Below are 19,695 nucleotides of genomic sequence, written 5' to 3'. Positions count from 1 at the left end.
CGCGAAAGAGCTGTGCCAAGCCCCATGCCGGACAGGTCAATTGCACCATGGGCCCCGGGTCCGCTCCGCCTGCCGTCCAGTCTCGGGCCATGTGCGGCCAGGTCCCTGCCAGGCCCGAGTCCTGCGCTTCGGCATGCCTTGGACGCCGTCATGTGACTGCGAGGAGAATGGCGGTGTAGTGCGCGGTGAAGGCTGCGATGGTCAGGGCGTGGAAAACCTCGTGGAAGCCGAACCAGGCCGGTGAGGGATCGGGGCGCTTGAGTCCGTAGACGACGGCGCCCGCGGTGTAGAGCAGACCGCCGACGATGACGAGTACGACGACCGCGGTGCCGCCGGTGCGCGCGAAGTCGGGCAGGTTGAAGACGGCCACCCAGCCCAGGGCGATGTAGCACGGGGTGTACAGCCACCGGGGAGCCCCGATCCACAGGATACGGAAGGCTATGCCGGCCAGGGCGCCCGCCCACACCACGACCAGCAGCACCAGCTGCCGGTGCGCGGGCAGCAGCAGTACCGCCAGCGGCGTGTAGGTGCCGGCGATGATCAGGAAGATGTTCGCGTGGTCCAGCCGCCGCAGGACCGCTTCCCCGCGCGCACCCCACGTTCCGCGGTGGTATACCGCGCTGGTGCCGAACAGCAGGCAGGCGGACACCGCGTACACCGAGCAGGCCGCCACTGCCGCCGCCGAGCGCGAAACGGCGATCAGGACGATGCCGCCGACCAGCGCGAGGGGGAACACGCCTGCGTGCAGCCAGCCGCGCAGCCTCGGCTTCAGCACAGCAGCCGCGCGCTCTGCGACGCCTTCCAGACCGGCGGCTGCCTGTCCGCCCGTCAGCCGTCCGGTCGCGCCGGAAGGCACGTTGACGGGCTGGCCGCGCGGGGTGTCGGGCGTGGGGCCGGGGACGGGCTGGGAATCCCGTCCGGGTGCCGGCGGCTCAGTATCTTCGGCGATCATGCGCTCATATTCTCGCATCGGCGGATGGGGCGGTCCGGCACGTCTCCGCGGGCCCAGGGGCGGATAAAGGCTGTGTGTCAGGATGCGGCGCGACGGAATTCGGCGTTGATGCGCTGGGCTTCCTCGAGTTGGTCTTCGAGGATGATGATGCGGCAGGCGGCCTCGACGGGGGTGCCCTGGTCGACGAGTTCCCGGGCCCGGGCGGCGATGCGCAGCTGGTAGCGGGAGTAGCGGCGGTGCCCGCCCGCGGAGCGCAGCGGGGTGATGAGGCGCGCTTCGCCGATGGCGCGCAGGAAGCCCTGCGTGGTGCCGAGCATCTCGGCGGCCCGGCCCATGGTGTAGGCGGGGTAGTCATCGTCGTCGATACGGCCGTACGAATCCTCTGCTGTCACGTACACCTCTCTGTCGAGTATCTGTCGAACGCGTGGAGGGGCCCTGGCGCCGTACGGCGCCAGGGCCCGAAGGAACTGCTACACCATCTGCCGACCTTTGTACCGCATCGGCCTTCTGCCTCCGCTGACCCGACCGGGATGCTGTCGGGTATGCGGGGATCGCGGTTGCTCGACCGGAGACCACCTCACTATCGATGTCCTGCGGTACCCGGGCTCAAGACTCCGCCCGGGCGATCCTGATGGCGCTCGGCTCCTCCGCTCTTCCCTGGGTGATCAACTGCTTGCCATACGGGAACTGCGTACTGCTGGGTACTGCGAACTGCGACCACGTGTACTGCTGCCCGCCAGTTCGTGTCTGCCGGGCCCTGCTGTCTCTCTGAGCTACGAGAGAAACCATAGCTACACAGCCGCCCCATGTCTACTCTCGCCAACATAGATTTTCGCTTGTCGGTGCTGAGGTATGGCCTCGTGGAACCGCGCGCCCCGGGTCAGGCGCGAGGAGGTCGTGGCTGCTCGCCCTCTGCGGACAGGGCGATGCGAGCCGTGATGCGCTTGCCGACCGGCTCCTGCTCGATGAACAGGTCCTCGGTGACGGCTTTGACGATCTCCAGTCCGTGCTGGCCGACCCTGCCGGGATCGGCCGCCCGGGCCGCGGGAACGGTGGGCTCGCTGTCCCACACGACGACGTCCACAGCGCGGGCGTCGATGCGCAGTTCGAGCAGAACGGGGCCGGGGGCGTACTTGCGGGCATTGGTGACCAGCTCGCTGACCACCAACTGGACGAAATCCCTCACGCGTGCGGCCACTGGCAGGTGATGGTCCGCGTGAGCCTGATCGAGAAAGGCAAGGGCATGGTGGCGGGCCTCGGCGATACAGCCGTCGTCCCCGCCCAGGGCGAAGCCGGCGCGCATCAGGTATGCGTTCGGCGCCGTACAGGCGCCATCGCCGGCATGACATCCCACGTGTTCGACCTCACTCCCCCGTTCACGCATGCCAGTACCCGCGACGGCGTCATGCATGCCACCAGGGATGTTGTCCGGCACCGCTCGCGCCGGGGGCAGATGTCGAGCGGCTCAGGGCCGTCTCCGCCGCGCGGTCTCCTTTGGGGTGACGCGGCTCCACGGAGGGCCTGGCAATGCGCGCAGGCCATCGGCTGCCTGCTTTGCGGCGGTCAGATCCTTGCCGAGGGCCGAAGGCGGCGCCATAGGGCTTGGCCATCGGCTGGATGTCGAACGTCCACAGCCGAACGGTCGCTTCCCAGCACAGTCGCACCAGGTGATCCAGCGCGGTGCATCCTCGTTCGTGTCGATTGTTCAGGCGTTCGAGCTGAGCGGCGCCGAGTTCCACGGCGTCGGCGGCGGTGTTCTCCTCGACGCGCGAGACGCGCCGGGTGCCGGGGATGGGGATGGGGATGGGGGCGATGTCGTCGCCGCGGGTCAGCAGCCATGAATCGCGCGACAGGAACTCCGCTCACATCTGCGGGACACTGGAAAGCGAGGGCCGCCATAAAGTCCGTCCAGGCCATGGCATCTCGGTGCCCACGGTTCGGCGCCCAACGGCGGAACTGCCTTCTGCCCGCTGCGATGGCGCTTGTACCCGACCAGGGAGCCTGCTGGCCTGCTGAGACAGGGGTGTCCGGATGACGTCTCGCCGGGCACACGATGAACGACCTGCTCGGCCGTATGCAGCAGCGGCACAGGCAACCGGGCGCCACGCGGCCGATGCTGGGCGTACCCCTCCCCCGGCCCGCCCGAGGAGTTCCCATGCCGCTGTCCCGTCTCCCCCATCTGCATCTGCCGGTCAGCGCCGTGCTGGCCGGCGCCTGTCTGGCAGCCCTGGTGTACGCACCCGCCGAAGCCGACACGCCCCGCCCCGGCCCTGACCGCGCACTTCAGAGCCAGCTCGAACAACTGGTCCGCGCGCCGGGCGGCCCGCCCGGCGTCATCGCCGTGCTCCAGCGAGGGGAGTCACGCCGGATTCTGCGGGCCGGAGTCTCCGACGTCGATACCGGCAGGCCGGTTGAACCGACCGACCACATGCGTATCGCCAGTACCGCGAAGGCGTTCAGCGGCGCTGTGACACTGCGGCTCGTGGACAGAGGCGCGCTCGGACTCGATGACACCATCGGCCGAAGGCTGCCCGCGCTCCCACGTGCCTGGCACTCGGTGACACTGCGCGAGCTGCTGACCCACACCAGCGGCCTGCCGGACTTCAGCCGGAGTCCGGACTTCCTCAGGATCCTCAAGGCCGATCTGCACCATCGCTTCGACTCCCGGCGGCTGCTCGACTTCGTGGCCGGCGAGCCGCTGCTGTTCCGCCCCGGTTCGCGGTACCAGTACTCCAACTCGGACAACATCGCCGTGGCCCTGATGGCCGAGGCGGCGACCGGGAAGCACTACGAGGAGCTGTTGCGGCAGTTGGTGTACCGCCCGCTCGGCCTGCACGACACAAGCCTCCCCCAGGGCTTCGAGATGCCGGAGCCGTACATGCGCGGCTACGACGTCCCCGTCCAGCCGCCGGCCGCGCCGGAGGACATCAGCGAGCTGGTCGGCGCCTCAGGAGTGTGGGCGTCGGGCGGAATCGTCTCCACTCCGAGGGACATGACCAGGTTCATCCGCGGTTACACGAGCGGCGCGCTGATCTCCCGGGCGACACTGCGCGAGCAGCGCCGTTGGGTCGACGGCGCCTCGGAACCGGCGGGTCCGGGCAGGAACAAGGCGGGGGCGGCGATCTTCCGCTACACCACGAGATGTGGCGTGGTGCTCGGCCACACCGGAAACACACCCGGCTACACCCAGCTGATCGCCGCGACACCCGACGGTGAGCGGTCGTTGACGTTCTCGCTCACCACGCAGGTGAACAAGGCGACGAAGCCGCAGCTCCTGGAGAAGCTCCGCGAGGTCGAGGAGAACTTCGTGTGCGCGCTGCTCCGGGACTGACCGCTGCCTGGGGTCATGTCTCTCCCCGCCCTTCCACGGCTCCGCCGCCCGAGAGGGGGCTACGGCCGACGACCCGGTGCGGCCACACAGCCACTCCAGCCGGGCAAAAGCCCCTGGGTTCAGGGATCCCGAAGGCAGTCGGCGGCGAGGCCCATGTCACGCCAGGGGACAGCGACTCGAACACGGCAAGGTCGCAGAACCCATGGGCTTCACCCGCTACCCACGTTGCCCGTAGCGCCGCCAGCCGCGTCCGCCGTCGCGGGAGATCCAGAGCCCTTCGCCCTTCACCAGGTCGTACGTCGACGTCGTCGCGTCCGCGACGCCGTAGAGGGTCGTGCCGTCGACGGTGAACGACGTGAACTCCACCGGCGTCCTCAGCTCGTGGAAGGCGCTGTTGGTGCGGTCGTCGGCGAGCCAGTACCGGCCGCCTTCCTCGCCGACGAGCAGCCGTCCGTCCGTAAGCAGTTCCAGGACCAGCGACTCTGGACCACCTTTCAGGTCCTTCCAGCCAATGCCGCCCGCGAGGACCGTCCGCCAGTTCGCGCCGTCGTCCGTCGTCAGCCACAGGCCCCGTACGCCCTCGCCCCTGATGAGGGACAGCGCCGCGGTGCCACCCCGCGCGGCAAGGACGCCTCCCGTGTACAGCTTGGGAACGGCCACCGAGCCGAGGGTCCGGGCGCCGCGCTGCCATACGACGCGGTTGGGGTCAGCGGTCAGGGGCTGGTCGAGGCTCCAGACCGTGCCCCGCTCGTCGACGGCGAGGCGGATGGCGTCGTCCGGCACTCCGGCCGGGGGCGCCACGGTGCGCGTCGCGGGGCGGTATACGAGGGTCGGCTCCAGCTCGGCGAGCAGAATGTCGCCGGCGCGGGTGCGCAACGGGGTCTCGGTGAGGACTGTCTGGTGCTGCTTGCCGTGTACGTCGAGGCTCCACGCTCCGTCCGCCCCCTCCCCCTCGTCCCGCGGGACCCGTACGAAGCCTCCGCCTATCCCCTTGAACGCGGGCGGCACGTCCTCCGCGTTCGCGTGCTCCGCATGCTCGGCGACCGTACGGCCGTCGGCGTCGACGATGCGCCAGGCGGTGGCAGCCGGCCCCTCGTCGTCCTCGACGTTGTCGGCCTCGTACGTCAGAAGCAGCGAGCCGTCGTCCGCGCGAACCACGCCGTAGGGTGCGCCGGCCATTTCGATGACGTCGGCGGGGCGCGGGTGGGGATCTTCGATGACGCGCTTGTACTTCGCCTCGCGGCCCTCCGGCTCCCCGTCGCCGGAGCCGCCCGTGCCGCAGGCGGTCATCAGCGCCAGCGCCGTACCCGCCACGAGTCCGATCGCCCGCGCCCGGCGTTTCCTCAGCCACACCATTGCCGCATCCTCACATGAGGCGGCGGGCCGACTTCACACCGCGATGATCTGCCACTGCTGCTGGGCCGCCCGGTTGTACGTCTCCTGCTCGATGCCGGCGCCATTGGCGGTCGAGGCGCCGTCGACGTTGAGTGACAGTCCGCTGAGCCGGTTGCTGAGGTAGAAGTAGCCGTCCCCGGTGGGGGTCACGGCCCAGTGCTGCTGGAAGACGCTGTCGTCCGACCAGATGCCCACCCTGCCGCCGTCCACGCGCGAGAGGCCGGCCACCTCCATGAGCTTGCCGCTGCCGACACTCCTGATCTTGTAGTAGCCGTCGCCGGTGGAGACGAAGGTCCACTTCTGGTTGGCCTGGTTCAGCCAGGGCCACTGGAGGACGTCGGTCCCGTTGGCGGTTCCTGCCCCGCTCACGTCGGCCACCTGGCCGCTGTTGCGGTTCACCAGGCGGTAGACGGTTCCGTCCCCCGGCAGGACACGCGACACCAGGGCCGGTTTGGCCGCCCTGCCGCCTATCCGGACGGCGCCCACGTTGACGTATCCGCCGGTGCCGGCGGTGGCCTGGATCCGCACGAAGCCAACGTTCCTGGCGCTCCACTCGGCCACCTTGGTGACGCGGTCGGCGGCCCAGGAACCGGTGGCGACCTGGGTGAAGGTCGTAGCGTCGGTGCTGGTGGAGATGGCGTACGAGGTGATGTCGCCGTCGGTGGAGTTGTTGCGGTTCCACTGTTTGGGCAGGTACTCCAGGGTGGAGACGTCGCTCCACACCCCGCCCAGGTCGATCGTGATCGAGTGCGGCTGGGACGGGGACAGTCCCCAGGTCGACCAGCAGGTCTCGAAGTCCTTGTCGCTCAGCCCGTCGATCGCGTTCATCGGGCCCTCGCCGGTATGGAATCCGGTCGCGTAGGCGCTGACGGGTGTCACGGGGTGCTCGGCGCGTGGCGGTTGCGCCGGCAGGGGCGCCCTGGAGGTGTCGGGGCTCCATGCTGCCCCGGCTTCGGCGAGCCGGTTGACGACGTTGGTGTCCAGCTTGCCGTCGCGGTTGGGCGGGCAGTTGAGGATGAAGGAGGTGTACTTCGGTTCCAGGTCCGACAGATGGGTCAGGATCGACGCCTTGCTCATCAGGCTTTCGGACGGCGTGGACGGATGCCAGAACCATCCGTTGCTGATCGTCTGCCCCTGCATGGAGGCGAAGGTGTTTCCGGTCGGCGAGGTGATGCCCAGCGGCTCCTCGAAATAGATCGCGTCGCCGAGGAACGGTACGGCCAGCCCACCATGGTCGATCATGACGATGTCCGGCTGGAGCGACTTCACGTGCTCGCGGATCCGCTGGTAGGACACGGCCTGCTGGCCCATCTGCCACGCGTAGCCGTCGGTGATGAACATGTCGATGGTGCCGTAGCCGGTGAGCAGTTCGGTGATCTGGTTCAGCATGTAGGTGAGGTCACCGGGCTGGATCGTCTGGTCGGCGGCTACGCCGTGCCGGCTGTCGTACGCCTGCACACTGTAGGTGCGGTCCCAGATCGAGTAGTAGAGGCCCACTTTCAGTCCCTTGGCCCGGAACGCGTCGACGTACTGGGCGACGATGTCCTGCTTATATGAGCTCTGGGCGACGTTGTAGCTGTTGTACGCGGTCGGCCACAGGCAGAAGCCGTCGTGGTGCTTGGTCGTCAGCACGCCGTAGCTCATCTTCGCCGCCGCTGCGGCTGCCGCCCACTGGGCACAGTCCACCGCCGTGGGGGCGAACAGAGCGGGGTTCCGGTTCGGGGCCGCCCACTCCTCGTTGGTGAACGTGCCCATGTTGAAGTGGTTGAACATGCCGAACCGCATGTCCACCATGTCGCTCAGGTTGGTCCGGGCCTCGGCGGCTGCCGCCTCGGACACCGGGCCCGAGAGGGCGGGGACGACGGGCAGCACCGTCGCGGCGGCAGCGGCTCCGGCCGCCCCGAGCACCGTGCGGCGGGACAGACTTCCTGACGACATGCGCTCACTCCCAGTCCTGTGGCCTCACCGCCATGTGGGCCGTGCCGCGCGAGACGTTACGCATGAAGTTCGACCATGTGACAGCAGCATGTCAACGGTTTGAATGGATGAAAAGCCAATGCCGCAGAGCGCATTAGTCGCTATAGCCGATATTGAGGCACTAAATTGCCGACATACATGGCATGTTTATCTCTCGGTCGCACCCTCGTCCGGCAGGGACTGCTCGGCCCAGATCGTCTTGCCGGCGGCCGTCTGGCGGCTGCCCCAGCGCTCGGCCACCTGAGCGACGAGCAACAGTCCGCGGCCTCCCTCGTCGAAGGTGCGGGCCCGCCGCAGATGCGGGGCGGTGTTGCTGCAGTCGGAGACTTCGCAGATGAGGGCATCGGCACGGATGAGTCGCAGTTGGATGGGGCCTTCGCCGTAACGGATGGCGTTGGTGACCAGCTCGCTGACGATCAGCTCGGTGGCGAACTCGAGCTCGGCCAGCCCCCAGTCGGCCAGCTGTCGGCCCGCCATGCGGCGGGCCCCGGCGACGGCCGCGGGGTCCATCGGCAGCTGCCAGGTGTGTACCTGGTCCACGCCGAGGGCCGAGGTGCGGGCCAGGAGCAGGACGATGTCGTCGGCAGGGGGATCGGGCTGCACCTTGCGCAGCACCTCGTCGCAGGCTTCCTCCAGACTCGCGGCGGGGGCGCGCAGCGCTTCGCTCAGCAGGTCCAGCCCGACGTCGATGTCGCGGCCCGGGGCCTCGATGAGGCCGTCGGTGTAGAGAGCGAGCAGGCTGCCCTCGCCCATGTCGATCCGGGCGGACTCGAAGGGCAGTCCGCCCAGGCCGAGCGGTGGCCCGGCCGGCAGGTCCAGCACCTGCGCGGTGCCGTCGGAGGTCACCAGGACAGGCGGCGGATGCCCGGCCCGCGCCAGGTCGCAACAGCCGGTGACGGGGTCGTAGACGGCATAGAGGCAGGTGGCGCCGACCTCGCCCGAGGCCCGCTCCGCCTGCCGTCGCGCATCCGGGCCCTCCTCCCGGTCGAGGCGGATCACCAGGTCGTCCAGCCGGGTGAGCAGTTCGTCGGGTGCGAAATCGGCGTCGGCGAGAGTCCGTACCGCGGAACGCAGACGGCCCATCGTGGCCGAGGCGTGCACACCATGGCCCACCACGTCGCCCACCACCAGCGCGACCCGTCCCCCGGACAGTGAGATCACGTCGAACCAGTCCCCGCCGATCTCGTCCCCCGGGCCGGCGGGAAGGTACCGGTAGGCGAGGTCGACCGCGTCCAGCTCCGGCAGCCGCTCGGGCAACAGGCTGCGCTGAAGCGCGAGCGCGGTCCGGCGCTCACGGGTGTAGCGGCGCGCGTTGTCGATACTCACCGCCGCCCGGGCGGCGATCTCCTCGGCGAGCAGCAGGTCGTCCGGGCCGAAGGCGTCCGCGGTCCGGTGCCGTATGAGGTGCATGACACCGAGGGTGATCCCCCGCGCGCGCAGTGGCACCATCATCACCGAGTGGATCTTGAACCGCCTCACGCTCTCGGCTCGGGCCGGGGAGGCCGTCGACCACGCGCTCAGCAGCGGGTCGCCCGCACGGTAGTAGGCGCCGCGGCCGGTGATGAGCGCCTCGGCCGGTGGTGAGCCGGGAGGGTAGACGTCGGTGCCGCCCGCGGAGACGACGGCTTCCGGACATCCCGGAAGCACCGACCGCTGCGCGGTACGGCGGCAGACGACCGGTGTGGCGGGCGGTACCGGTTGCGGCTCATGTCCCTGGACGACCGATTCCAGCAGGTCGACGGTGACGAAGTCGGCGAATCCCGTCACGGCCACCTCCGCCAGTTCCTCGGCCGTCCAGGTCACGTCGAGAGTGGTGCCGATGCGCACACTGGCGTCGTTCAGCACCGCGAGGCGACGCCGCGCCAAGTACTGCTCGGTGATGTCGATCACCAGCGCCGACACTCCCAGCACCGCGCCGGCCGGGTCCTTCAGCGGGGAGAGGAACACCGACCACGCGTGATCGCGGATCTCACCGGAGGCACGAAAAGGCTGCTCCTCGCGGAAGATCGTCTCACCGGTGCGCACCACCTCGCGCTGAAGGCGGTCGATCTCGTCCAGGGGCGGAGTGGGATAGATCTCCCACAACGTCCGGCCCCGCATCTCCTCCGGGCTCAGCCCCATGGCCTGGCTCATCACCTGGTTGCAGGTGACGAACCGCGCCTCACTGTCGTAGATGGCCACGGGCAGCGGGAGCTGTGCGAGCGTGAGGTCCCACAACTCCGCCGCGTCTGCTTCCGTCGGCCCGGAGGGGTGGGTGACCGCCGCCGGGGTGACGACCCAGTGCGTCCTGCCTCGCCCGTCTGCCAGCGGCGTGCCCCGGAGCTGCACGGTGACACTGTCTCCGTGCCTGTCTCGCAGCGCCAGATCGCACGTCCACAGCTCCCCGGCGGCAAGGCGCGGCCTCATCGCGGAGGGCAGCTTCGCGGCAAGCAGGCCGAGGGCCCGGCGGCCCAGCACCTCCTCGGGCTCGTACCCGAGCAGTCGCCCGGCTCCGGCACTGCACGCCATGACAGTCCCGCGGGCGTCGATCACGACCGCGAAGTCCTCGGGCGCTCCTGCGCCCGCTCCGTCTGTGGTCGTGTCGGGCTCGTTGTCCATAGGCGTATCCCGACCTCGTACCTGCCGCGAACCGGCACCGCGCCGCGCCGCCCGTCAGGGGCGCTGTTCCCAGCATCCCGCTACGGCACACAGCGCTCAACCCGACCACGGCGGGCCCGCCGACCGGCGGGATGTCGTCGCCGCCCCGTCCGACCTGTGGGTCGTCCCGCGGGCGCGGTTGCTGGACGGGCCGAGGTGGGAGGCATGGCCGAGGCGGCGGACGACTTCGGTGGCGTGCACGTGGCGGAGCAGGCGGGGAGGTGCCGCGTCAGGCCGGGCGGAGGACGCAGAACTCGTTGCCTTCCGGGTCTCCCAACACTCCGTTCTAGCGGTTCTGGAGTGTCGGCATGGTGGCATCGGTCCTGGTCAAGCCCCGTAGCGGGGAACCGTCCGTCCCTACCGAGGGGATGACGACCACTCGCAACCCCCTAGCCGGGACGGTCTACACCGAGACGCTACGGGGCGTGCGGTGCGTCCGGCTCTCGGTACTCACGGACGAGACCACCAGCCCCGAGCGGCAGCGCGAAGCCGACGACATAGCGGCGGGCTCGCTCAATATCGCGTTCGGCGAGGGTGACGGGCTCCGCGAAGCCGTGGACCTTGACGTGTCCGCGAGCAAGGTTTCCCCGTTCGACCGTCCCGCGCTCGGGCAGTGGCTCGCCCGTCCCGACGAGTTCGACGCGCTTGTCTGGTGGCGCTTCGACCGTGCCATCCGGTCCATGAGCGACATGCACGACCTAGCGAAGTGGGCGAAGCAACACCGCAAGATGTTGGTCTTTGCCGAGGGCATCGGCGGGGGTCGGCTGGTGTTCGACTTCCGCAACCCCATGGACCCCATGTCCGAACTCATGATGATGATGCTTGCCTTTGCCGCCCAAGTGGAGTCGCAGAGCATCAGCGACCGAGTAACCGGAGCCATGGCAGCCATGCGCCGGATGCCGCTTCGGTGGCGGGGTGGCGGCAAGCCCCCGTACGGCTGCATGCCCGCCCCCATGCCCAAGGAACATGGCGGGGTCGGCTGGACGCTCGTACCCGACCCGGACGCCGTACTGATCATTGAGCGAATCGTTCGAGAGCTGTTGGAAGGCAAGACCGCTTCCGCCGTGGCAATCGGGCTCAATGAGGACCAGGTTCCGAGCCCGCGTGATCACTGGGCAGTGAAGCAGAACCGTGCCAAGGGTGGACGGCCCGGCGGAGCCAAGGGACTCATCCGAGACGCGTTCAACTGGAACCCCACCGTGCTAACCCGGATGCTCAAGAACCCGACGTTGCTCGGCTGGAAGATGCACCAGGGCAAGCCAGTCCGGGACGACCAGGGCAACCCGATCATGAGCACCGAAACACCGATCATGACCCGCGAGGAGTTCGACCGTATCGGCGCACTGCTCGGCTCCCGCAGCATCGAGAACGGGGACCGCACGGACACCGACGCGCTTTTGTTGCGCGTGATCCACTGCGACTCGTGCGGGGGCCGCATGTACCTGAACAAACAGAAGAGCAAGAAGAACCAAGCCCCTGTCTACAAGTGCAACTTTCACGCGCGGGGCGGCAACTGCGACGCTCCCGCGCACATCCGGGGTGACTGGGTGGACGAGCACGTAACCGCCGAGTTCCTGCGACTGGTCGGACCGATCCAGACGAAACACGTAGTCGAGATTCCGGGCTATGACCCCGAGCCCGAGCTACGCGCCACCCTCGCCGAGTTCGAGGAACACCAGAAGCAAGAGGGACGCCAGAAGTCCCGGCACGCGCGGCAGGCATGGCAGGAACGTGCGGACGCGTTGGACAACCGCATAGCCGAGCTGGAGACCCGCGAAAAGGTCCAACCGCAACGCGTCGTGACCCCCACGGGCCGCACGTTCGCGGACGAGTGGACAGCCGCAGACACAGCGGGCCGACGAGCCATGCTCATTGAAGCGGGGGTGCGGCTGGACGTCCGGCGCGGCACCCGTGGTGGATGGCGGAAGCTGGACACGTCCCGCGTGGACTTCACCATGACGGGTGAGCTGGACCCCGCCGCGGAAGGTGTGGCCGTAGCCGCTGCGGACGTGACAGCCGAAGCCAACCGCACGGACATGCCCGCAATACCCGGTGTCGTGGCACGGCTCGCGCAGACCACGGCCGAACCGGTGCACACCCTCGCCGACCGGGTTCCGGTCCTCGCGTAGCCCCTGTACGGCCCCGAGACGGCCCCGGTAGTCCACGTGACTGCCGGGGCTGTCTTGTGCCCGCACACGGACGCTCGGGGGTCTGGGACGGCAGCACGACCAGCGGGCAGCCCATGACGGTATGACGGATAGACCTACTTTTTTGAATGCACATAGAAAAATAGAGAGAAAACCAAAACGGCATCCGAACCGTCATCCCGTCATGGCCCCGAACGGCGGGGAGACCTTCCGTCCCTACTACTCCCGGAAGCAAGTAGACGAGCGGGAGCAACGCCCCGAGGGCGGGAGACCTTCCGTCCCTACTACTTCCGAGAGAGGGACCAGGGACTACCGCGCACCCCGCTAGCCCGGAAACGGCGGACCGAGTGCCCACCCTCACCAACAGCTCTGCCCGTGCACCACGCACCCGTTCGGGGTGGCCGCAGGGGTCGTGAGGCAGAGCGCGGGGAGATCACACCGCCCATGAGTAACCGGCTCGTCCGCGAGTCGCTGAAACGGGTTGTAAGCCCGTGTGGTCTCCCCAACATGTCCGGACCGGCCGAGCCGGCGAGGACGAACGCCAAGCCCACTGACCCAACGGAAGAGGTGCGCGGTACCGGCCCCGACTCGGGGATGTCGGCCGCAGAGTTCCCCGGTTCAAGTCCGGGGGTGGGCACGCAATAACGAGCACCAGGACGACGACCAGGGGGTGAGCATGCGGTGTGTTGACTGCACCGAGCCCGCCACTCACCGGGGCCGCTGCGAGGGTCACCACCAGGTCTACGAACGGCGTGCTTCGGTTCGTGCTCGGCGGGTCCGCCGTGCGGTGCTGGTCCGGGTGTTCTCGGGGGCTACTCGGCTCCGTGCTCTGGTCGGTGCCCATGGTGGTGCCCGCTGTGCACGGTGCGGGTCGCTCGTCCTCGCGGACCTGGTGGACGTGGACCACGTGCAGCCGCTCGCCCTCGGTGGCGAGGACACGGACACGAACGTTCAACCCCTTTGCCACGGCTGCCACTTGGCCAAGACTGGCGAGGACTTTGGGGCTGCCACGCCCCGCACAGACACCGCCCTAGACCCGCCCTAACCCGGCTCGTCCTGGTGCGGAAGGGGTGCGGTGTAGGCGTGCACTCTGCCCCGAGTAGGTGCGGGTGGTCCCCGTGCTGAAACCGGGCGGTAGAGACGGTTCGATTCCGTCCATCCCGCTCATTGATGAGTCCACCATGCGCCACCGAATCCGACCGCTGTAGCGATCAGCGAGACGAGCCACACGGGCACGCGCTGAACAGTCAAGTGCAGCCCCCCGCAGCGGAGTTCGAAAGCCGGTTGTGTCGCCCTGTTGCCTGCCATGAGTCAAGCGCACCACGCGCACTAGAGGCACGGCCAGAGCCCCGGTGTTACATCGCTGTTGTGACATTCCCGTCTGTCTGACGCGATACCCCCGCCCGGAGGTGATCCCCCATGCCCCGCAAGCCCCGCCCCCCTTGCTCGGTACCCGGCTGCCCGGAACTGACCACGGGCGGACGCTGCCCCAAGCACGCCAAGGAAGCGGAGCAGCAGCGCGGGACGACCACGGCCAAGGGATACGGGGTCAAGTGGGAACGCATCCGGGCGCGCTACCTCTACAGGCATCCGTGGTGCGCGCTCTGCTCCGTTGTTGCGACGGTTGCCGACCACTTCCCCGAGTCTCGCCGTTCGCTGGTCGCACGTGGTGTGTCCGATCCGGACGCGTGGTCTCGGCTCCGTCCGCTGTGCACAACGTGCCATAACCGCGAGACCGCGAAGCACCAGCCCGGCGGATGGGCTGCCGAACGGGTCAAGCCGCGCTTGCCCGAGCCCCCGACCAGGGCGTGACCCCCCTCCCTCGCCCCAAAAGAACGGCAGGGAGGCAAAAAACTTGCATGGATCAATGAACTAAAACGGTGGGCGCAAGGAATTCGAACCTAGGTCCCGCCATGCCATTTTCGGGGGGAATTGGTGTCGAAGGATCTAAAGAAAGCATGCATTAAGTGCGGTGCAGTCCGCCCGTTGGGGGATTACTACTCGCATCGAAAAGGTGGCATACGTGGCGAGTGCAAGCCGTGTGCACGAACGTACGGCGTTGCCCGATATGCAGCGAAGGTAGGTCGGCCGATATGGAAGCCTGACCCGCCTAGGGCTGTTCAATGCGGGCATTGCGGGACGGAGTTCGAGACTCGCAGATCTGTTGCGGTTTATTGCTCTGTCCCGTGCTCCACCAGGGGAAGTCAAGCGCGCCACCGAGTCAGAGCAGAGCGCAAGATGCGGGTAGCTGCTGCGGGCAAGCGCGGAAAGCGTGTCTGGCAGTCAGGGCAGTGCGTGCGCTGTTCGGCTCCGTTTGTGTCATCTGCCAAGTATCAAGCCTATTGCTCGAACGAGTGCCAACGCAGTGATGCACGGGACGTAAGGCGAGCGCGAGAGCGTGCCGCATTCGTAGCCCCCGTTTACAGAGCCCGGGTATTCACTCGGGACAAGTACACCTGCCAACTCTGTGGAGAGTCATTGGAAATGGATTCCCGAGTCCCTTCCCCTATGGCGCCGACCCTCGATCACATCGTGCCGCTTGCTCGTGGTGGGTCTCACGAACCGGCCAACGTTCAAGCGGCTCACTTTCTCTGCAACAACAAGAAGAACGATCGCTAGCCGAGGAGGTCCAGGAATGAGCGTTCCGGGGCGAAAGCCGAAATCTCACATGCAAGCCGTCCGTGAAGGCACGTTCCGCGAGGACCGCAATTCCGAGGGCGCGCGTTTCGCCCCGCTGGAACCCGTCGAACCAGACTGGTCCGAGTTGCTGCCCGGCTCGCTCTCGGTGGATGTGCGAGAGAAGGCAGCGGACGTATGGGCGAGGACGATTCCCGCCCTGGTGGTGGCAGCCGGCCTAACCGACTCGCAGCGGGAAACGGCCATTGAGTATTGCGTAACAGTCGCTCGTCTGTGGCAGGCAGAGCGGGAGCTATCTCGAACCGGACTGGTAGTCGAGACAGAGCGCGGGAACGTTAAGAGTCCATGGGTGACGATTGCCCACCAGTATCGGAGTCATTTCCGCTCGCTGGTGGGAGAGTTGGGGCTTAGTCCCGCGTCGGCAACCCGGATCACCCCGCCGGAATTCAGCGGGGGCGACGATGGAGACATATTCGACTGACGATCTGCCCGTCCCGCTGGACGCGCTGTACGAACTCGGCTTGTCCGAGGACGAGATAGCCGAAGCGCGGGAGTCCCGCCCGTTGGTCGTTGCTCATCAGGCAGCGGACGCACCGGGCGCGTATTTCGACGTGGCAGCCGCTCGGCGAGCCATTGACGCTATCCAGTCGTTCAAGCACACCAAAGGCCGTTGGGGTAACGCGAGGCTGCGGCTGGCACCCTGGCAAGTGGTGTGGGTGATCGCCCCGATCTTCGGTTGGCTCGCGTATGAACCCGAGTTGGGGCGTGCGGTGCGGGTCATCCGCTCGGCGTGGATTGAGGTTCCGCGGAAGAACGGCAAGTCCACCTTGTCCAGCGGTATCGGTCTGGTGCTGTTGCTCGCGGATCGGGAGATCGGGGCGGAGGTATACGCGGCTGCCGGATCGCTTCCACAAGCCGAACGCGTCTTTGACGACGCTAAGCGTATGGCTCTGACTTCCCGAGCCGTACGGGGCCGCGTAGAGGTTCTGCGGGGGCTTATCCGAGTCCCGCGGACCGGCGGTATCTTCCGCGCGCTGTCCAAGATTGCCGAGACTGCCCATGGGCTGAACGTGTCCGGCGCGATTGTTGATGAAGTCCATGTGCACAAGCGCCGGGACCTTATCGACGCTATCGAGACCGGGACGGGTGCCCGAGATCAGCCGTTGGTCATCTACATTACGACTGCCGATGAGGGCACCGAGGGCAGCATTTACGACGAGAAACACACCTACACCCGCCGTTGCGCGGACGGGATCGTTACCGACCCTGGTCACTACGGGGTCATTTGGGCTGCCGAGGAGAAAGACGACCCGTTCGCCGAGAGCACGTGGCGGAAGGCGAATCCGGGGCTTGGCGCTTCCCCCTCGCTCGCCTACATGCGGCGGGAAGCCAACAAGGCCAAGTCCACCCCGAGTTACTTTCCTACGTTCTGCCGCTTGTCCCTCAATCGCCGTATGCGAGCTGCTAGCCGTTGGCTGCCGCTCTCACTGTGGGACGAGAACAACGGGGCGGTCAATGACAAGTCGTTCCGGTACCGGCGGGCCTGGGGCGGGGTGGACCTATCCGCAGTGTCCGACCTTTCGGCTTGGGTCCTCGCGGTTGAATCCCGTGTGCCTGGTGTTGAGTTGGAACTGATCTCTCGGTTCTGGTTGCCCGAGGAACGCGCGGACGAGTTGGAGCAACAGCTACAGGTTCCGATCCGGCAATGGGCTTCGGACGGTCTGCTCACGCTCACCGAGGGCGACGCGATCGATTACGACGCGATTGAACAGCAGATCATTGCGGACTGTCGCCGGCTGGACGTCCAGCGGATCAGCTATGACCGGATGTTTGCCGGGCAGCTCGTCCAGCGCATCGAGGCCAAGACGCGCGGGGTCGACGTGGTTCCGATCGCACAGACCTACTTGGGCATGTCGCCCGGTTGCAAGGAACTTGAACGACTCTTGCGCGAGGGGCGGATACGTCACGGGGGTAACCCGGTGCTCCGCTGGAACGCGTCCGTGGTGGAGGTCTATCGGGACGGCAACGACAACATGCGACCGGTCAAGCCGGACCGCGGGAAGTCATCCGCCCGTATCGACGGCATCGCCGCTGCGGTCATGGCACTGGACGGCTACGTGCGAAGACCGCTGAAACGTCCTCGCGCTGCGAGTGCCTAACACCCCGTTCGGGTTCCTGCCGACGGGGCTTTTTCATGCCCAAGGGGGGATGCATGGCGGAGACTCCGCTACAGATGACGGTCCGGCTCCGCGCGAAGATTGAGCGCCGGAAGAACGAAGCCCGCAAGTGGTCGGACGCGTACGAGGGTAGACGGCCGCTGCTGTTCGCGAGCCCCGAGTTCAACGCCCAAGCCGGGGAGCTGTTCAAGGATTTTTCCGATAACTGGTGCGCGACCGTACCGGACGCCACTGTTGAACGGCTTATGCCGATCGGCTTCCGGCTGGAAGACGGGTCTATTGATCACGCCGCGGGGAAGGCGTGGCGCCGCTCGGAATGTGATGTTGAGATTGGTCTAGCGCTGCTGGAAGCGCTGATTACCGGTCGGTCCTATGCCCTGGTGTGGAAGCCGGACGGCATCAACACAGAGATCACGTTCGAGCATGCCGCGAATGCGATTGTCGAGTATGTGCCTGGTCGTCGTCGGCTCCGCTCGGCGGGTCTCAAGACGTGGCGTGACGGGCAATGGGAGTTCGCAACGCTGTTCACCCCGGACATGGTGTACCGGTGGCAGCGGCGAGGACGTAGTCAGGAGTGGACTGGCCGCACCGTGGGACTGTCCCGCGGCGAGCCGTCGCACATTCCCAACCGGCTCGGCGTGGTGCCGCTGGTCGAACTCCCCAACCGGGCACGGCTGCACGGGAAACCGCGCTCCGAGCTTGTGACGGTGCTGCCGCTACAGGATGCGGTCAACACCTTGTGGGCCCACCTGATGACCGCGAGCGACTACCTAGCGCTTCCGGCTCGGGCAGTGCTCGGCATGGACCGGCCCGTACGGGAGATCGTTGACCCGGAGTCCGGGGAAGTCGTCGGCGAGGAGGACGAGCCGCTAGACCGGTTCCGTTCGGACCGTCTGCTGTGGCTGGAGAAGGACACCGCGCGTATCGCGGAGTTCTCTGCCGCTGATCTCGGCAACTATCTCAAGGTCATTGACGCTGCGGTTGAACACATCGCTTCGCAGACTCGCACCCCCGCCACGTACCTGACGGGGCAGCTCGTCAACGTCTCGGCGGACGCTCTCGCGGCTTCCGAAGCCGGTCTAGTCGCAAAGGTCATGGAGCGCCAACGGCACTTCGGTGCGGGGCTCCGCGAGATCATGCGGCTTGAAGCGCTGGCAGCCGGCGAGGACAAGCGCGCGGCTTCCCTCGCGCTCGGTTCCGTGGTGTGGCGTGACCCCCAGTTCCGTTCGGACTCGCAGTACTCGGATGCCCTGGTCAAGTTGAAGTCCATCGGTGTCCCGGACGAGGCGCTGTGGGAGCGGATTCCCGGTGTCACCCCGGACGAGATCGACCGGTGGAAGCGGATGCGCAACGACCAGGCCGCGGCAATTCTCGGCGGAAGCATCGCCGATCTGTACGGCCCGAAGCCCGACCAGGACGAGCCCGCAGACGAGTTGCCGGACGCCGCGTAATGAGCCGTGCGTCAGAGCTAGCGGCAGCCCGGTACTTGGAGACGCAGAGCATCGCGCGGGGCGTTGTGGCAGCCGTCCAAGCTCTTTGGCGGGACGTGACTCCGGACCGCATCTTGTCCGCCATGCAGGGCGAAACCGGGCGGCAGATCCTCGCCGCTGTGATGGCGGGGCAGCTCTCCGCGGCACAAGGGGCGCAAGCCTTTGTCACGGCTTCCATGCTCGCCCAAGGTGCGGCAGCCGGACCGGTCGCCATGCTCAATCCGGGGGCTCTGGTCGGCATTGCGTCGGACGCTCGTCCGCTCGCAACGCTGCTGTACCTTCCGGCGATTCGCACCGCGCAAGCCCTCGCGGCAGGACAGTCCGCGGAAGTCGCTTCCCTTGCCGGGCTGAATCAGATCGCAACCATGGTGGGCACGCAGATAGCGGACACCGCGAGGGCGGCAACGTTCGTGTCCATGGCTGCCGAGCCCCGGTGTATCTCGTATGTGCGGGTGGTCAAGCTGCCCGCATGCGTCCGCTGCATTCTGCTGTCCGGTCGTCAGTACAGCTACTCAACAGGCTTCAAGAGGCACCCCCGCTGTGACTGCGGTATGGAGCCCATGACGGATGCCGAGTGGAAGCAGACGAGCACCCCGGAAGCCCTGGTGCGGCAAATGAGCCCCGAGGAACAGCGGAAGCGGCTCGGACCCGCAGGGGTCAAAGCCCTTGAATCCGGGGCGGACTTGGGGCAGATCGTCAATGCCCGCCGAGGAATGGCTACGGCTGTCACCGGACGGGGACCGCTAAAGGTCACCACGGAAGGCACCACGAAACGCGGGATCGGCGGCAAAGCGTTCAACTCGGGTTTTGAAAAGACCCCCGGCAACCGATACGAGCGGGCTAAGGAAGCCCGGTTGATGCCGGAAACCATCTTCAAACTCGCTGGTGACAACCGCGAGCACCAAATAGCCATGTTGAAGAAACACGGATACATCACATAGGAGGGGCACCC

13 protein-coding genes and 1 pseudogene are annotated in these 19,695 nt (G+C 67.3%); 7 read left to right on the top strand and 7 right to left on the bottom strand.

What is annotated here, in order from left to right:
- Positions 1-148: 148 nt before the first annotated feature.
- The 4 genes and pseudogenes from G3I56_RS15410 to G3I56_RS43825 form a co-directional block, all read right to left on the bottom strand.
- Complete coding sequence (locus G3I56_RS15410; RefSeq protein ID WP_203689945.1) at positions 149-952, bottom strand: hemolysin III family protein; 804 nt, start codon at positions 950-952, stop codon at positions 149-151.
- A gap of 77 nt (positions 953-1,029) precedes the next feature.
- Positions 1,030-1,344 carry a MerR family transcriptional regulator gene (locus G3I56_RS15405; protein WP_164409547.1) on the bottom strand — a complete coding sequence of 105 codons (315 nt, stop codon included), beginning with the start codon at positions 1,342-1,344 and terminating at the stop codon, positions 1,030-1,032.
- 488 nt (positions 1,345-1,832) lie between these two features.
- Entirely contained in the window at positions 1,833-2,255 is a 423-nt protein-coding gene (locus G3I56_RS15400) for an ATP-binding protein (RefSeq protein ID WP_164409546.1), read from the bottom strand.
- Positions 2,256-2,652: 397 nt separating this feature from the next.
- A pseudogene (locus G3I56_RS43825) lies at positions 2,653-2,793 on the bottom strand (aldo/keto reductase); the annotation flags it as partial.
- Positions 2,794-3,107: 314 nt separating this feature from the next.
- Here G3I56_RS43825 and G3I56_RS15390 point away from each other — a divergent pair.
- Complete coding sequence (locus G3I56_RS15390; protein ID WP_164409545.1) at positions 3,108-4,283, top strand: serine hydrolase domain-containing protein; 1,176 nt, start codon at positions 3,108-3,110, stop codon at positions 4,281-4,283.
- Positions 4,284-4,499: 216 nt separating this feature from the next.
- Here G3I56_RS15390 and G3I56_RS15385 read toward each other — a convergent pair whose 3' ends face one another.
- From G3I56_RS15385 to G3I56_RS15375, 3 genes are all read right to left on the bottom strand, one after another.
- The gene (locus G3I56_RS15385; protein ID WP_164409544.1) at positions 4,500-5,639 is read right to left on the bottom strand and encodes a hypothetical protein; all 1,140 of its coding nucleotides are present in this window, start codon (positions 5,637-5,639) and stop codon (positions 4,500-4,502) included.
- A 33-nt stretch (positions 5,640-5,672) separates the two neighbouring features.
- Positions 5,673-7,616 (bottom strand): alpha-L-fucosidase, encoded by a 1,944-nt coding sequence (locus tag G3I56_RS15380; RefSeq protein WP_164409543.1) that lies wholly within the window; start codon positions 7,614-7,616, stop codon positions 5,673-5,675.
- Between the two features lie 186 nt (positions 7,617-7,802).
- Entirely contained in the window at positions 7,803-10,253 is a 2,451-nt protein-coding gene (locus tag G3I56_RS15375) for a SpoIIE family protein phosphatase (protein WP_164409542.1), read from the bottom strand.
- A 407-nt stretch (positions 10,254-10,660) separates the two neighbouring features.
- On the opposite strand from G3I56_RS15375, the gene G3I56_RS15370 reads away from it, so the two are divergent.
- From G3I56_RS15370 to G3I56_RS15340, 6 genes are all read left to right on the top strand, one after another.
- A complete protein-coding gene (locus tag G3I56_RS15370; RefSeq protein ID WP_164409541.1) occupies positions 10,661-12,421 on the top strand; it encodes a recombinase family protein in 1,761 nt (586 codons plus the stop codon).
- Between the two features lie 694 nt (positions 12,422-13,115).
- Positions 13,116-13,484, top strand: coding sequence for an HNH endonuclease signature motif containing protein (locus G3I56_RS15365; protein ID WP_164409540.1), 369 nt, complete (start codon positions 13,116-13,118; stop codon positions 13,482-13,484).
- A gap of 1,590 nt (positions 13,485-15,074) precedes the next feature.
- Complete coding sequence (locus G3I56_RS15355; RefSeq protein ID WP_164409538.1) at positions 15,075-15,557, top strand: P27 family phage terminase small subunit; 483 nt, start codon at positions 15,075-15,077, stop codon at positions 15,555-15,557.
- Entirely contained in the window at positions 15,538-17,235 is a 1,698-nt protein-coding gene (locus G3I56_RS15350) for a terminase TerL endonuclease subunit (RefSeq protein ID WP_164409537.1), read from the top strand. The genes G3I56_RS15355 and G3I56_RS15350 overlap by 20 nt, the downstream gene beginning before the upstream one ends.
- A gap of 53 nt (positions 17,236-17,288) precedes the next feature.
- Positions 17,289-18,704: a phage portal protein gene (locus G3I56_RS15345; RefSeq protein ID WP_164409536.1), complete on the top strand. Its 1,416-nt coding sequence runs from the start codon at positions 17,289-17,291 to the stop codon at positions 18,702-18,704.
- 122 nt (positions 18,705-18,826) lie between these two features.
- Complete coding sequence (locus G3I56_RS15340; protein ID WP_239134908.1) at positions 18,827-19,684, top strand: hypothetical protein; 858 nt, start codon at positions 18,827-18,829, stop codon at positions 19,682-19,684.
- Positions 19,685-19,695: the final 11 nt, after the last annotated feature.

Source organism: Streptomyces sp. SID12488 (genome assembly GCF_010548275.1).
GTDB lineage: Bacteria > Actinomycetota > Actinomycetes > Streptomycetales > Streptomycetaceae > Streptomyces.
This window is presented reverse-complemented; position numbering and strand designations above follow the sequence as displayed.

What these genes read in the sequence shown, in the direction of transcription:
- G3I56_RS15410 (WP_203689945.1), bottom strand. Translation starts at nt 952, where the DNA reads ATGATCGCCGAAGATACTGAGCCGCCGGCACCCGGACGGGATTCCCAG.
- G3I56_RS15400 (WP_164409546.1), bottom strand. Translation starts at nt 2,255, where the DNA reads ATGCGCGCCGGCTTCGCCCTGGGCGGGGACGACGGCTGTATCGCCGAG.
- G3I56_RS15390 (WP_164409545.1), top strand. Translation starts at nt 3,108, where the DNA reads ATGCCGCTGTCCCGTCTCCCCCATCTGCATCTGCCGGTCAGCGCCGTG.
- G3I56_RS15385 (WP_164409544.1), bottom strand. Translation starts at nt 5,639, where the DNA reads ATGGTGTGGCTGAGGAAACGCCGGGCGCGGGCGATCGGACTCGTGGCG.
- G3I56_RS15380 (WP_164409543.1), bottom strand. Translation starts at nt 7,616, where the DNA reads ATGTCGTCAGGAAGTCTGTCCCGCCGCACGGTGCTCGGGGCGGCCGGA.
- G3I56_RS15375 (WP_164409542.1), bottom strand. Translation starts at nt 10,253, where the DNA reads ATGGACAACGAGCCCGACACGACCACAGACGGAGCGGGCGCAGGAGCG.
- G3I56_RS15370 (WP_164409541.1), top strand. Translation starts at nt 10,661, where the DNA reads ATGACGACCACTCGCAACCCCCTAGCCGGGACGGTCTACACCGAGACG.
- G3I56_RS15365 (WP_164409540.1), top strand. Translation starts at nt 13,116, where the DNA reads ATGCGGTGTGTTGACTGCACCGAGCCCGCCACTCACCGGGGCCGCTGC.
- G3I56_RS15355 (WP_164409538.1), top strand. Translation starts at nt 15,075, where the DNA reads ATGAGCGTTCCGGGGCGAAAGCCGAAATCTCACATGCAAGCCGTCCGT.
- G3I56_RS15350 (WP_164409537.1), top strand. Translation starts at nt 15,538, where the DNA reads ATGGAGACATATTCGACTGACGATCTGCCCGTCCCGCTGGACGCGCTG.
- G3I56_RS15345 (WP_164409536.1), top strand. Translation starts at nt 17,289, where the DNA reads ATGGCGGAGACTCCGCTACAGATGACGGTCCGGCTCCGCGCGAAGATT.
- G3I56_RS15340 (WP_239134908.1), top strand. Translation starts at nt 18,827, where the DNA reads ATGCAGGGCGAAACCGGGCGGCAGATCCTCGCCGCTGTGATGGCGGGG.